Source organism: Micromonospora sp. NPDC049679, from assembly GCF_040659735.1.
Taxonomy (GTDB): Bacteria; Actinomycetota; Actinomycetes; order Mycobacteriales; family Micromonosporaceae; genus Micromonospora_I.
Genome location: NZ_JBFANZ010000003.1, coordinates 188,489 through 202,034 on the forward strand (window position 1 = coordinate 188,489; position 13,546 = coordinate 202,034).

The 13,546-nt window shown below is 69.2% G+C and carries 13 protein-coding genes and 1 pseudogene; 7 read left to right on the forward strand and 7 right to left on the reverse strand.

What is annotated here, in order from left to right; all coding sequences use genetic code 11:
• Position 1: 1 nt before the first annotated feature.
• Positions 2–421 carry a hypothetical protein gene (locus AB0J06_RS03760; protein WP_357424234.1) on the forward strand — a complete coding sequence of 140 codons (420 nt, stop codon included), beginning with the start codon at positions 2–4 and terminating at the stop codon, positions 419–421.
• A gap of 579 nt (positions 422–1,000) precedes the next feature.
• On the opposite strand, the pseudogene AB0J06_RS03765 reads toward AB0J06_RS03760, so the two are convergent.
• Positions 1,001–1,174 (reverse strand): annotated as a pseudogene (locus AB0J06_RS03765) (IS5/IS1182 family transposase); the annotation flags it as partial.
• Positions 1,175–1,336: 162 nt separating this feature from the next.
• On the opposite strand from AB0J06_RS03765, the gene AB0J06_RS03770 reads away from it, so the two are divergent.
• The 4 genes from AB0J06_RS03770 to AB0J06_RS03785 all read left to right on the forward strand — a co-directional run bounded on the left by AB0J06_RS03770 (position 1,337) and on the right by AB0J06_RS03785 (position 4,347).
• Positions 1,337–1,870 carry a SigE family RNA polymerase sigma factor gene (locus AB0J06_RS03770; RefSeq protein WP_357424236.1) on the forward strand — a complete coding sequence of 178 codons (534 nt, stop codon included), beginning with the start codon at positions 1,337–1,339 and terminating at the stop codon, positions 1,868–1,870.
• Positions 1,843–2,586: a hypothetical protein gene (locus AB0J06_RS03775; protein ID WP_357424238.1), complete on the forward strand. Its 744-nt coding sequence runs from the start codon at positions 1,843–1,845 to the stop codon at positions 2,584–2,586. The genes AB0J06_RS03770 and AB0J06_RS03775 overlap by 28 nt, the downstream gene beginning before the upstream one ends.
• Positions 2,587–2,699: 113 nt before the next feature.
• A complete protein-coding gene (locus tag AB0J06_RS03780) occupies positions 2,700–3,542 on the forward strand; it encodes an IS5 family transposase (RefSeq protein WP_357424240.1) in 843 nt (280 codons plus the stop codon).
• A 349-nt stretch (positions 3,543–3,891) separates the two neighbouring features.
• Entirely contained in the window at positions 3,892–4,347 is a 456-nt protein-coding gene (locus tag AB0J06_RS03785) for a GNAT family N-acetyltransferase (RefSeq protein ID WP_357424242.1), read from the forward strand.
• Between the two features lie 444 nt (positions 4,348–4,791).
• Here AB0J06_RS03785 and AB0J06_RS03790 read toward each other — a convergent pair whose 3' ends face one another.
• Positions 4,792–5,400 (reverse strand): C39 family peptidase, encoded by a 609-nt coding sequence (locus AB0J06_RS03790; RefSeq protein ID WP_357424244.1) that lies wholly within the window; start codon positions 5,398–5,400, stop codon positions 4,792–4,794.
• A 184-nt stretch (positions 5,401–5,584) separates the two neighbouring features.
• Between AB0J06_RS03790 and AB0J06_RS03795 the strand changes: the two genes are divergently transcribed.
• On the forward strand, positions 5,585–6,604 hold the full coding sequence (locus tag AB0J06_RS03795; protein ID WP_357424246.1) for a helix-turn-helix domain-containing protein: 1,020 nt from the start codon (positions 5,585–5,587) through the stop codon (positions 6,602–6,604).
• A gap of 205 nt (positions 6,605–6,809) precedes the next feature.
• On the opposite strand, the gene AB0J06_RS03800 is transcribed toward AB0J06_RS03795, so the two are convergent.
• Positions 6,810–7,526: a TetR/AcrR family transcriptional regulator C-terminal domain-containing protein gene (locus AB0J06_RS03800; RefSeq protein WP_357424248.1), complete on the reverse strand. Its 717-nt coding sequence runs from the start codon at positions 7,524–7,526 to the stop codon at positions 6,810–6,812.
• Positions 7,527–7,638: 112 nt separating this feature from the next.
• On the opposite strand from AB0J06_RS03800, the gene AB0J06_RS03805 reads away from it, so the two are divergent.
• On the forward strand, positions 7,639–8,622 hold the full coding sequence (locus AB0J06_RS03805; RefSeq protein WP_357424250.1) for an NAD(P)-dependent alcohol dehydrogenase: 984 nt from the start codon (positions 7,639–7,641) through the stop codon (positions 8,620–8,622).
• A 127-nt stretch (positions 8,623–8,749) separates the two neighbouring features.
• Here the strand turns inward: AB0J06_RS03805 and AB0J06_RS03810 are convergent, their stop codons facing one another.
• From AB0J06_RS03810 to AB0J06_RS03825, 4 genes are all read right to left on the reverse strand, one after another.
• Positions 8,750–10,429, reverse strand: a complete 1,680-nt coding sequence (locus AB0J06_RS03810; protein ID WP_357424252.1) for a PucR family transcriptional regulator — start codon at positions 10,427–10,429, stop codon at positions 8,750–8,752.
• A 70-nt stretch (positions 10,430–10,499) separates the two neighbouring features.
• On the reverse strand, positions 10,500–11,309 hold the full coding sequence (locus tag AB0J06_RS03815) for an RNA methyltransferase (RefSeq protein WP_357424254.1): 810 nt from the start codon (positions 11,307–11,309) through the stop codon (positions 10,500–10,502).
• 18 nt (positions 11,310–11,327) lie between these two features.
• Complete coding sequence (locus AB0J06_RS03820; protein WP_357424256.1) at positions 11,328–12,173, reverse strand: hypothetical protein; 846 nt, start codon at positions 12,171–12,173, stop codon at positions 11,328–11,330.
• 190 nt (positions 12,174–12,363) lie between these two features.
• A complete protein-coding gene (locus AB0J06_RS03825; protein ID WP_357424258.1) occupies positions 12,364–13,539 on the reverse strand; it encodes an SPFH domain-containing protein in 1,176 nt (391 codons plus the stop codon).
• Positions 13,540–13,546: the final 7 nt, after the last annotated feature.

Below are 13,546 nucleotides of genomic sequence, written 5' to 3' on the forward strand. Positions count from 1 at the left end.
TGTGCAGCGCCGGGGTGACCACGAGTTCGAGTTGGTCAGCAATGCAATCCGCACGCAAGGCGCAGGATTCGACTGCACCAGTTCGAGCCGGATCCATCAGGTCCCGCAAAATATTGCGATCGACCGCAGCACGCAACATCGCAGGCTCGGAACGGGAGAGCGGGTCGGTATGGCCATGATCGCGCCACCACGCCACAAGTGGATGGTCTTCCTTACTCCGTCCAGGCATCTCCGCGCGCTGCCGAAACCCCAGCCGAATCCACATCAGGTCCAGGCCGTAGTCATGCCGACGCTTCAGCAACACCCCGAGATGGTCTGCATATTGACGGCTAATGGCCTCGACAAGTTGCCGCGCAATTCCTTTATCCTGAAGGCCTTGCTGGATACAAGGGTACGCAAGCGCGACGGGGTTGCGGTATAGCCGGTAAAGCGCGTAGGCAGCAACTCTGCCCTGGACGATTGCTATGAGCAGGGTTCCTCGCGCTACCGCGTCGAGCTAGCCGGCTGGGGGGAAGGAACCCCCAGCGATTTCCGCTCTCGTCACCCAGCGCGATTCGCGTGCCGAATCAGGTCCTCATCACCAGACGTCACTGCACGAAGCTGAACCAACCCGTCCTGCGTTCGGTCCACCGTAGCCATGAGCGGAGTACGCGGCAGCGGATACGCACAGTGGAGAGGACGATGCGGCTGCTCCAAAGAGGATCGACGATGGCTCGACAAAGCCCGGTCAGAGGTGAGCGGTTACTCACCGCCCAATGACCTGGGTACGTATGGTTTGACCCGCCTATCGCGAACCCTCGTCGGAAGGTCGGTTCGATCCCCCGCGCACCGCTGCCCAGCTTCCGACGTCACGCTCAAGGATCGAATCGCGGACGTAGCTGTCGCCGAGAATGCGATGGTTCCGGACAGCCCCTCACGCGTTGCACCGAACCCAAGAATCACAACGCCGCGACCTCTCGTTACGGCTGACCGCCTTAGAGGTCGCGCGGAATGGTGGTGGTCATCGGCGGCGGTTGGGGCGGCCCTCCCATCGGTAGAGGATCCATGCGCGTCGGGTCAGGCTACGGAGAGTGATGATCGCGTCGGCGAGGTCGAAGTACGCGTCGATGACCTTCTCGGTTCGTTCGTAGCAGCGTCGCAGCCGGTTGAACGCGATGTGCCAACTGTTCGTCCGTCCTCACGGCCCGCACGAACGGATTGCCGTACGGCGGCCCGCTGCGCCTCCTGACCCGTCGGTCGATGAGCTTGCTGCCGGGCCCGTCTCGTGTCAGCAGCTGCTTCTACAGAAATCAGGGGCCTATGCAACATCTCTGGGGACTCGCCGTGTAGTCATAGTGTGAAGGTGTCAGCATTCCCACCGGACGGCTCCGGGTTCGAGGCGTTTGCACGACAGAGCGCTGCCGGGCTCCTGCGTCTAGGCCACATCCTGACGCTGAACCGGACCGCTGCGGAAGACCTCGCCCAGGAAACCCTCATTCGCGTCGGACTCGCCTGGTCAAGGCTGCGCTCGGACGGGAATCCCGTCGGCTATGCCCAGCGCACCATGGTCAATCTCTTCCTCAACGAGCGACGACGTCGCAGGCCGATGCTGACTGACAAGATCCCGGAAACGCCGCGCGAGGACACCGCACTGGCCGCGGTGGACTCGACAGCTGCGATCCGGCAAATCCTCGCGACCCTGCCGCCGAAGCAGCGGGCAGCGATCGCACTGCGATACCTGGCTGATCTGACGGACGACGAGATCGGCCGCCTACTGGGCTGCACCCCAGCGACGGTGCGGTCTCAACTCTCCCGAGGCTTGTCCAGCCTCCGTGCGACCATGACAGCAGAAGGGCGATTCTGGTGGCCGAGAACCCCGCCGACGAACTAGCCATCCTGGACAAGGGGGACTTCGCCCTTCCAGTCACCGACGCGTTCATTACCGGAGTGCATCGAGGCGTACGCAGGCGCCGGGTTCTACGTGCCGTAGCGGCAGGCGGCGCAGTGACCGCGACAGCCGTTGCCGCTGCAATCGTGGTCACGCTGACAGGACCCGCCCATCTCGCCTCCCCTCCTAGCTCGACCACTGATTCGATCGCGGCCGCCTCGCCGACCGCAGCTGCGGACCCGATCCACGAGCCGCTAGATGGATACCGTGTCACTTTCGTGCCCGACGGGCTCCGGGTCGGTGTTCCTGGGAACGGATCTGCTAGCTACGCAGTGTCGGAGGACCAGCTGCACAACGACGGCTCCGTGCCCGCGTCAGAACATCCGACCGCCGCAACGGCGCTGCGTACGTATGTGCTGCCCAATGGGGGCAATTGGCTTGATATCTCGGTGCTGCGCCCGGAACGGACGACAGCTGAGGCTGATCGGGAACAGGTCACCGAATGGTTGACCGGATGGGCCATCAAGGGTGCCAAGGTGATCGATAGATACGAGGTTCCGGCTGGCCGAGCCCAGCTCACCAGATTCGTGGGCACTGAGGATACAGCCCACAATGTGGTGATCACGACACCGAACGGTGTGGTGATCGTCGTCGGAGGAAACGGGAATGTGCCAGTTGCGGACTTGAAGGCAGTAGCCGCAGGCGTCCTACCTCAGTAACCAACATTTGGAGGCCGCGCGTAGTGGTGGGCTTGGCTGACGTGTCTGAACGAGTGCAGGCACAGAACCGCTGATCATGAAGTTGCTGACACTTCGTGATTACGGGAGGTTCTGTGCCTGCTCTCCCGGCATGGCTGATCGAGCCGTTGTGGGTCCAGTTCGCCGCGCTGCTACCGGAGCGGCCGATGTACCAGCCGGCGCATCCGTTGGGCTGTCACCGTAGGCGGGTCGATGACCGCGTCGTGTTCGATAAGCTGGTCCAGGTGCTGCGGTTCGGCTGTTCCTACGAGGCGATCGCCGATGCCACCTGTTCGGCCACCACGATCCGTGGTCGTCGTGATGAGTGGATTCACCTCGGGGTGTTCGCCCAGCTCAAGCAGATCGCGGTGGACGCCTACGACCGGCTCGTCGGCTTGGTCCTGGACGACATCGCTGTGGACGGCTGCATCACCAAGGCCCCCGGCGGTGGTGACTGTGCCGGGCGGTCCCCGGTCGACCGCGGCAAGCGGGGCATGAAACGCTCCACGATGGTCGACGGCTACGGCATTCCCCTCGGCCGGGTCCTGGCCGGCGCGAACCGGCACGACTCACCACTGTTGGCACCCACCCTCGACCACCTCGACGGCCTCGGCCCACTGTCGGAGACCATCACGGTGCATCTCGACGCCGGGTACGACTCCGCCGCCACCCGCACGCTGCTGACCGAACGCGGCCTGACCGGCGAGATCGCCCGCAAGGGCGACAAGGCGCCCATCCAGGCGGGCCAACGGTGGCACGTCGAACGGACGAACAGTTGGCACAACGCGTTCAACTGGCTGCAACGCTGCTACGAACGAACCGAGAAGGTCATCGACGCGTACTTCGACCTCGCCGACGCGATCATCACTCTCCGTAGCCTGACCCGACGCGCATGGATCCTCTACCGATGGGAGGGCCGCCCCAACCGCCGCCGATGACCACCACCATTCCGCGCGACCTCTTAGGCGGACCGTGACGGTCACCCGGCCCGTGGCGTCGCGGTGGGCCAGGCCGTGGCCGGGGCGGTCGACGCCGTCCAGCTGGACGGTGAGCGGGGCACCGTCGCCGATGAAGTTGCGCCACCAGCCCTTGGCGTCGGGAAAGACGTACGCCGCTGACCGCCTTCCCGAACCGGGGCGACGACCGCAGGCCGAGGACGCAGGCATTGAATCGGTCGACGGCACGACGGGTACGTGTTCGCATGCGCGCAACGCTAGGGTCGCCCGGGTCCGGCGGTCCCGAACTGAGAGTGCGCGCGGGTGCTATTGAGTCGGTAGGTTGTCGGTCATGACGGGCGTACGGCTGGAGCCGATGACCGCGGATCAGTACAAGCCGTGGCGGGCCGAGACCGAGGCGCACTACGCGCAGAGCGTCGCCGCGTCGGGCCAGTCGGCGCAGGACGCGGCCCGCAACGCCGCCGACACCTACGCGCGGCTGCTCCCCGACGAGTCCGCCACCCCTGACCACCATTTCTGGTACGCCTACGACGGCGACCGCCGGGTCGGTTTCCTCTGGGTCAAAGTCACCCACGACACCGCGTTCGTCTACAACGTCGCCGTCGAACCCGACGTACGCCGCCAGGGCTACGGCCGCGCGATCATGCTGGCCGCCGAGCACTGGTGCCACGACAACGCGCTGACCAGAATCGGTCTGCACGTCTTCGCCCACAACACCGGCGCCCGGGCCCTCTACGAGCAGCTGGGCTTCACCGAGACCGGCCGCAACATGGCCAAAAACCTGTGACCGCGATCCGCCCGACCGCGCGGCTTCTCGACCTCCTGCGACCCGTCAGAGGTGCTGATTTTCGGTAGTGGACTCGTGCAGCTTCGAGTCGTCTCCGTCAGGAAACGGCCGGCGCTGACGCTGCGGTGCACCTCGCGGTCGCCCGCGCTCCCGTCGACGTGCTCGGTCGTGGTGTGCCGGGGGTCGCGCTCGGCCGTGCTCGACTTGACGAACTGCCCGCTGCGCGCGCTCCGGTTGACATCGCATTCCATGAGGACCTCCCTGTCTCGGCTACGTCGTACTCCTCAAAGGCAACGCGAATCGCGCCGAGCGCCTCGTCGCGCCGCTTGGCGCGCGACGGATCGGGGCAAGTGAGAGGCGGGCCGGACGCGCCACGGAAAACCCGACGTGCCGGGCGCGAGCTGACGGCGCCGGAGGGGGCCCCGGCGCCGTCAGCATCTCAGATCACCAGACGTAGGTCTTGGTGACGATGGCCGTCATCGTGGTCCAGGGAATCCGGTACTGCTGGTAGTCGGCGAACCCGGGGCTCCCGGACGCGGGGTCGGCGACGTAGATGAAGTTGTCGCTGTCGTACCCGACGACTGTGAGCCAGTGGTCGATTGTGGAGCTGGGGTTGCTCCAGCCGGGCGGCCGCGGTCCGCCGGGCCGCACCACGATGTTCACGACCGGGGCCCAGCCGCCGTTCACGTCACTCTTGATGCGGCTGAGGAAGGTGGTCTTCTGCGCGGAGGTCATCGGGTTGCTGACTTCCGCAATGGTTGCGTTCATGGAAGGCAGCCAATTGTCGAGACCTGCTTTGATGCCCGTGCGGAACGTCCCGGTGCTGCTCGACGTGTTTTCCACCGCCGCGATCTGGGCCTGGCTGGGTAGCGAGCTCCGCTTGGCGGACAGGGAGATACGCGTGGCGGCCGGGCCGCAGTAGTAGCCGGTGGTCTGCTTCTGCCAGGTCACCGCCAGCCTCGTCACGGTGGCGGCCTGGGCCGGCGCCGCGACGAACCCGCCGGCCAGCAGGAACGTCACCGCCACCGACAGCCTGAGCAGTTGTCGTCTCATCTGTTCTCACTTTCCTTTGAGGCGCTCCGGGGGGCGCCGTACCCGCCGCCAGCGTGACGGCAATGGAGGGAGTCGAACGTGGTTCGCGTTGCTCGACTTTTGCGCTTGCAGTGTCGCCGTCGGGTCGGCACGATGGAGCGCGCTTCGAGCACGTTCGAAAGACCCACGGTGAAGAGGGCTGTCGATGCTCCGGATCTACGCAACAGGTCAGGATCTGGCTCGTACTCGCATCGCATCCGCTCCCGACCCGATGTGGGAGATCGTGCTGAGCCTTCACGAGCTTCTGCGACCGACCGCTAAGATCGTGTTCGATGGTTGGAGGCGAGCGACCGTCGCCGCGATCGCACGTCGTGGCGCGACCGGCGCGGTTCGGATGCTGGCATCGCTGGCGCCCGCGCGAAGTAGATACTTCCCGGATTTCCTCACCCCGTCCGGCTCTCTACCGAGCCTCCAGGATGGCCTCAAGGCCGTGCGCGCAACGCCGCCAGCCCAACTGCGGGCCCAGCTGGTGCGCCTCGATCTCGTCAGGCCCGGTTCGCGGCCCTCATCGTCCTGGATCGACTCACTTGCCTGCGGCGACCCCGAGGCCGTGGACCGGCTTGGAGAGGCCCTGCGCGTCTTCTACGACATCGCGCTGGCGCCCTACCAGTCCGAAATCTCGACGCACTTCCACGCCGATCGCGCCCAGCGCACCCGCGCTCTGGCCGGCGGTGGCGTGGAAGCGCTGCTTGCCAGTCTGGGACCATCCGTGCGCTGGCGACCTCCGGTGCTTGAGGTCGACTACCCCTGCGACCACCAGCTTCATCTGAACGGGCGAGGACTGCTGTTGGTGCCCTCGCTGTTCTGCCACCGTTTCCCCATCACGTTCGCTGATCAGGATCTTCCGCCGGTCCTCGTCTATCCGGTAACCCCCGACCCCCATTGGTTGGCCGCCCCGTCCACCGCCGAGCCGGGCCGAGCATTGGCGGCGCTCCTGGGTGATACCAAGGCAGCCATCCTCGAACACATCGCCACCTGTGGCGAACGCACGACAACAGAATTGGCCCGGCGCGTTCACGCATCGCCGGCGACCGTGAGTTATCACACCCGGATACTTCGCGAGGCGGGAATCATCGTGACTCTCCGGACCGGGAATCTGGCCTTACACAGTCTGGCTCCTCTCGGAATCGCTCTTCTGCATGACAGAAAGATGTCGCCCCGATAAGCCTCACCCGATCACAAATACGTGATCGCGCGCTACGCCGAGCCGGTTTCGACCCGTGTCCTTCTCCGCCAAGTGCCGGCAGTGGGAAGCGCCCATGAACTCCTGAGATTCAGCGACACACGACAGCCAAGATCACGTGTGCGGATTGGCGCGATCCGCGCGCACCCACCGTGACGGGCCGTGCGTCATGGCTCGTGCTGACATCTCACCGGGGTCGGTGTGACGATGTCCAGCCTTGCTGTTGCAGTCGTTCAATGCCGTCCAGCAACAGGTCCAGCGCGAACTCGAACTCGAACTGGTCGTCGCAGCCCTGCCCTACGGCGGACGCGTCGTCGTGGGACGCCGCCATGGCGATCTCCGCGAGGTGCGGGAACCTGGCCGCGATCTCCGGTGGTAGGGGCGCCGGCGGGTCTGGGTTGGTCGTGCCGGACCGGCCAGCGCGCCGGGAGGCGTCGAACAGTTCCTGACTGAAGCCCAGGATGCGGCTGCCCATCGCGTGGATCACGTGGTGCGCGAGGTCGGCGGAGAACCCGCCGGCCCGGAACGTTCCGATCATCGAGTCGAGGTAGGCGAGGACGGCCGGCGTCGCCATGTTCCGGGACTCGATCGCGAGCGGCGCCCAGGGGTGGCGCCGCAGCACCTGCCGTGCCGAGAGGATGCGGCGGCGGACCGCGTGCTTCCAGTCGGCGTCGGGCGCGGGCGGGTCGATCTCGCCGACGACCACGTCGATCATGCCGTCGAGCAGTTCGTCTTTGTTGGCCACGTGCTTGTAGAGGGCCATCGGCACGACGCCCAGATCCTGGGCGAGGTTGCGCATGCTGAGGGACTCGATCCCGGCCTCGTCGGCGAGCGCGACGGCGGCGCGCAGGATCCGGTCCCTGCTCAGCGGCGTCCGGCGCAGCGTCTCAACCTGCTCGGCCATCTCGGTCCTTGTCTTCCCGCGGGGGTTGAACCATAACCCTCTTGACAGGTGTACGGCGTACACCTACGTTAATTCATGCGAGGTGTACGCCGTACACTTGGAGGAGGGGATGATGAAGGCGATTGTCCAAGACCGGTACGGTCCGCCGGAGACGCTCATGCTCGCGGACGTCGACGCGCCGGTGCCTGCCGCCGACGAGGTGCTCGTGCGAGTGGAGGCCGCCGCGCTCAACGCCTACGACTGGCATGCCATGCGTGGCGATCCATGGATGGCGCGGTTGGCCATGGGCCGGTCACGGCCTCGGGCGCGCATCCGTGGCCGGGACTTCGCTGGCCGGGTTGAGGCCGTCGGCGCCCACGTTCGCCAGGTGCGCCCGGGCGACGCCGTCTTCGGCGACCTCGGCGACGCCAACGGCGCGTTCGCCGAGTACGTATGCGTGCGCGAGACTTTGGTCGCGGCGAAGCCGGCGAACCTGACGCCGCAGCAGGCGGCCGCCCTGCCGCTGGCCGGTATCACCGCACTCATGGGACTGTGCGACGTCGGGCAGGTCGAGCCCGGCCACCGCGTTCTCATCAACGGCGCCTCCGGCGGCGTCGGCACCCTGGCCGTCCAACTGGCCAAGGCGCTCGGCGCGACCGTGACCGGGGTGTGTAGCAGCCGCAACGTCGACCTGGTCCGCTCCCTCGGCGCCGACCACGTCGTCGACTACACCCGCGACGACTTCACCCACGACACCCGCCGCCACGACGTCGTGTTCGACCTGGTCGGCAACCGCTCACTCACCGCGCTCCGGCGGGCACTGACCCCGGCCGGGACGCTGGTGCTCTCCGGCGGCGGCGTGTACCGCGGCGGCAGCCTCATCGGCCCGATCGGGCTCATCGCGCGCGGGCGGCTGCTGGCACCCTTCGTTCGACACCGCATCGTCACACTCACGACGGCGCCCAGCCGGCAGCACCTCGACACGCTCCGCGCCCACGCCGAGGCCGGCCGCCTCACCCCGGTCATCGACCGGACCTATCCGCTCCACGAGGTGCCCCAAGCCATCGGGTACCTCGAAGGTGAACACGCGCGAGCGAAAGTCGTCATCACCGTCTGACGTGCCCGCCATGCCCCCCTTGCGTTCCTCCTCGAGGTGCAAGGTTGCACCCGGTAGTCGGACGCGTGATCACTTTCCAACCTCAACGCTGCGCGAGGCGACATCGGCGCCTTGGACGGTGGCCGGGTCAGGTGTCCCGTACGGCGTCGAGCGCCAGCAGCGCGACGTGCAGCGACAGGCAGACGTCCACCGCGTCGAGGTCGGCGTCGAGGATCCGGGCGATGCGGGCCAGCCGCTCGTAGAACGCCGGCCGCGACAGGTGCGCCGCGGCTGCGCCCGCCGACTTGTTCCGACCGTTCTCCAGATACGCCCGGAGCGTGCCGAGCAACTGCTCGCGCGGGTGCTTCGCGTCGTACGCCAGCAGTGCGCCCAGCTCGCGCTCGACGAACGTCTGCAGGCGCGGCTCCTCGCGCAGCAGATGCAGCAGGCCGGCGAGGCCGACGTGCGGCAGCCGGAACACCGCCATGTCCCGGCGGTCGCGGCGCGCCGCGTCGGCGACCTGCCGCGCCTCGATGAGGGACCGCCGCGCCTCGCGCAGCGAGCCGACGCCCGCGCCGGCGGCGACGATCAGGCGCGCGGCACGGGGGCCGCCGACGGCCGCGTCGAGGCGTACCCGGTGCAGCGCCGCGGCGAACGCGGCGAGCGCCCGTTCCTCCTCCCCCGCGTCGCGGAGCGCCAGCAGCGCCCCCACGGCCTGCTCGTCCAGCGCACTGGCCAGGCCGGTCAGCTTCGCTTCCCGCAGCGCCTGGCTGACCGCCTCGGCGAGGTCACGGAGACGGGCCTGGGCGGCCTCGGTGCCGGGCTCCACGCCGGGCTCGTCCGTGCGGGGGCGCACCACGACGCCCACCAGGTGGCGGCGTTCGAGGGCGACCCCGAGGGCGCGGGCACGGAGCGCCACCTCGTCGACCGGGCGGGCGTGGTCGAGCAGGGCGGTCAGCAGGGTGCGGTGGATCTGCCGTTCCAGGCCTTCGGCGTCGCGACGGATGAGCCGCCCCAGCGCGAGCGTGGAGGCGGCCCGTTCCAGCAGGATCGTGAGCCGGGTCGGCGGCGGGTCGGCCGCATCGGCCGAGACCCCCGGCGCCGGCCAGCGCAGCAGCAACCGCCCCCAGTCCTGGCCCCGCGCGCCGACGGTCGTGACCAGCCAACCGGCGTCCGCGTCGTACGCGGTGCGCCCCGCCGGCTGGATCCGCCGCGAGTGCTGCTCCCAGCCGTCGAGCAGCAACTCCGCGCTGTCCCCGGCGGTGTCGTAGGCGAGCACCTGACGGGAGAGGTTCTCCAGGATCACCGGGCAGCCGGCCAGCGCCGCCGCCTCCTGCACCACCTGGGCCGGCTCGGCGCCTTCGACGGAGAGCTCGGTGAAGCGCTGATGGATCTCCTCGGTGGCGCGCAGCTCCGTGAGCTGGGCGTCGACGATCAGCGCGTGCACCGCCTCGGTGATCCGCACGAACGGGGTGGCCCGGCGCAGCTCCACCAGGGGCAGGCCACGCCGCTCGGCCGCCGCGGCCATCACCCGGGGGACGCTGCCCGTGTAGCGGCGACCGAGCTCCACCACGAGCCCGGCGACCCCCACGTCGGCGAGATCACCGATGAACGCCCGCAGACCGGCGTCGTCGGCGGGCAGGCCGATGCCGGTGGTGAGCACCAGTTCGCCGCCGCGCAGCAGCGAGGCGATGTCGGGCACCTCCGCGACGTGCACCCAGCGCACCGGCCGATCCAGGTGCGCGTCGGCGGCGACGACCCGCGGCCCGCCGTGGCGGACGGGGTCGAGGGCAAGCACCTCACGGACGGTAGGGAACACGGCGATCACCGTACCGTCCGGATCACCCTCACCCGGGGCGCGACCTGCGGCGGCACGCCGATGAGGAACGGTCCCGCGGTCACAGCGGGTCGTCGCGGCCCAGCTCCCAGAAGGCGACCGCCGAGGCGGCGGCGACGTTGAGCGAATCCACGCCGCGCCGCATCGGGATCGCCACCCGCAGGTCGCTGGCGCGCAGCGCGTGCCGGGACAGCCCCGGCCCCTCCGCGCCGAGCAGCAGGGCGGCGCGGGCCCGGTGGGCGGCGTCGACGTGCTGGATCGGCAGCGCGTCCGCGGCGGGGGTCAGGGCCAGCACCGCGAAACCCGCCTCGCGCACCTGGGCCAGTCCGTCCGGCCAGGGCGACAACGTCGCGTACGGCACCGCGAACACCTCCCCCATGCTCACCCGTACGCTGCGCCGGTAGAGCGGGTCGGCGCACGAGGGTGAGAGCAGCACCGCGTCGATACCGAGCGCGGCGGCGCCCCGGAAAATCGCGCCCAGATTGGTGTGGTTGTTGACGTCCTCGAGGATCGCGATCCGCCGCGCGCCCGCCAGGACCTCGGCGGCGGTCGGCAGGGCCCGCCGGTGGAACGACGCCAGCACCCCCCGGTGCACGTGGAACCCGGTCGCCCGTTCCAGCACGTCGGGGGTGGCGGCGTAGACGGGGGCGTCCTGGCTCTGCAGGTCGCCCAGCTGGTCCACCCGCTTGGCGTCGACGAGGAAGGACCGGGGCGGGTAGCCGGCCCGCAGCGCCCGGCGCAGCACCAACTCCCCCTCGGCGATGAAGAGGCCGTGCGGCGGCTCCCAGCGGGTGCGCAGTTCGACGTCGGTCAGCGCCCGGTAGTCGGCGAGCCGCTCGTCGTCAGGGTCGGTGATCAGTTCGACGGACACGCCGCCGATTGTCGCTGGTCACGAAGAGCTGGCCGTGTCCTGGGTGGTGACGCGGGCGTACGAGTCGGGTCGGCCGACGGCCGCGCCGTCACCGCCGTGCGTCACGGGTGGCGCGGGTGGGGCAGCCTCGGGGACCGCCGGGCCGACGGACGGCACCAGCCTTCCCGCGGTCCACGCGAGGCCGATGCCGGCGGCGAGCATGAGCATCGCCCCGACGGTCTGCAGCGGGCCGACGAAGAGCGCGACGATGCCCAGCATCGGCGCCGCGAGCATCACCATGACGCCGTCGACGATGGAGAACACCTGCGATCGCACCACGGCCCAGCCCACCAGCAGCCAGCCCAGGCTGTAGAGGGCCGAGCCGGCCACCACGAACGCACCGGCCGGAACGACGCCGATCTCCGTCCGGCCGGGCAGCACGATGAACGGCAGCATCAGCGCGGCGCCGGCCAGCCCGATGACGAGCCCGATCGCGGCGCTGCGCCGGCCGCGGGTCGCGGCGTGCAATCCGGCGAGCGCCACCAGCGACACCAGACCCAGGCAGAGGGCGACGATCCAGCCGATCAGCCGGACCGGCTGCCGGTGGTCCAGATAGGACGATGGGCCGCCCGCGTGCAGGTCGCCCATCGTGCTGGCGCCGTAGACCAGCCCGTACACCGGCAGGACCCACATGGTGGCGCGGGTGAACTGCCGCACCGACCAGGCCCAACTGCCGTTCGTCGCCGGTCCGCTCGGACGTTGCGGGCCGGCGGCGGCCAGTACGGCGACACCGGCATCGGTGCGGGCGACGATCCGCAGGGACGCCGACCGCGTGACCGCGGAGGCGGTCGTGGGTGGTCGGGTGTATTTCGCGGCCTGGGTCATCGGATTGCCGACCTCCTCGCAGCCGGGCGCGTGCGGCTTCGGCGTGCCTGGCGAACCGGTGGTGGTTACGACCGATCGTGGCAGGCGTCCGGGGGTCATGCGGAGAGTTCTCGGATTTGCGGGGCGGGCGGGCACCGCCGCGGTGACCGGGGCGCGGGGCGCAGGCTGGCCTGCGCCCCGCGTTCCGTTGTCAGCCCCGCTCTGGCTGCCGCGCCGGAGCGGCGCCGTCTGCCGCGGCTTCGGATGCGCCGGCGGCGGGTTGCGCGGGGGCGGCTTCGTTGGTGAGGGTGGACGGCGCGACCGGCTCCGGCGCCGGCAGGCCCTTCGGTGCGGCGGTGCCGGAGGTGACCTGCGCCTCCGCGGCGCGTACCTCGTCGGTGACCCGGCGGGCCTCCTCGGCCGCGGCCTCGGCGGCGGCCTCGGCGGCGGCCGCCGCCTCCCGCTCGACCGCGGCGGAATCGACCGACTGCGACGGCACGTCGTCGGCCATCTGGCTCAGCCCGCCGAGCGCCCCGCCGAGTCCTTCCAGCGCCTTGGTCAGCTCGGCCGGCACGATCCACACCTTGCTGGCCTGGCCGTTGGCGATCTGCGGCAGCGCCTGCAGGTACTGGTAGGCGAGCACCTTCTGGCTCGGGTTGGCCTGGTGGATGGCGTCGAAGACGGTACGGATCGCCTTGGCCTGCCCCTCGGCCTGCAGAATGCGGGCCTGCCGGTCACCGTCGGCGCGCAGCACCGCGGCCTGCTTCTCACCCTCGGCGGAGAGGATCTGGGACTGCTTGTGCCCCTCGGCGGTGAGGATCGCCGCGCGCCGATCGCGCTCGGCGCGCATCTGCTTCTCCATGGAGTCGCGGATGCTCGGCGGCGGTTCGATCGCCTTGATCTCGACGCGGGTCACCTTGATGCCCCAGCGACCGGTGGTTTCGTCGAGCACCCCCGAGAGGTGACTGTTGATCTCCTCGCGGCTGGTCAGCGCCCGCTCCAGGTCGAGCGAGCCGATCACGTTGCGCAGCGTGGTCACCGTCAACTGCTCGATGGCCTGCAGGAAGTTCGAGATCTCGTAGGTGGCCCGCACCGGGTCGACGACCTTGAAGTAGAGCACGGTGTCGATCGAGACCACCAGGTTGTCCGAGGTGATCACGGGCTGCGGCGGGAAGCTCACCACCTGCTCACGCATGTCGACCTTGGTGCGGACCGCGTCGACGAAGGGCACCAGAAGGTTGAGACCGGGGCCGAGCGTGCGCTTGTACTTGCCGAGCCGCTCCACCACGTCCATCCGCTGCTGCGGCACGATCCGCACCGCCCGGATGAGGGTGATCACCGTGATCAGGGCGATCGCCCCGACCAGGACGCCGATCACAAGCTCCATAAGTTCA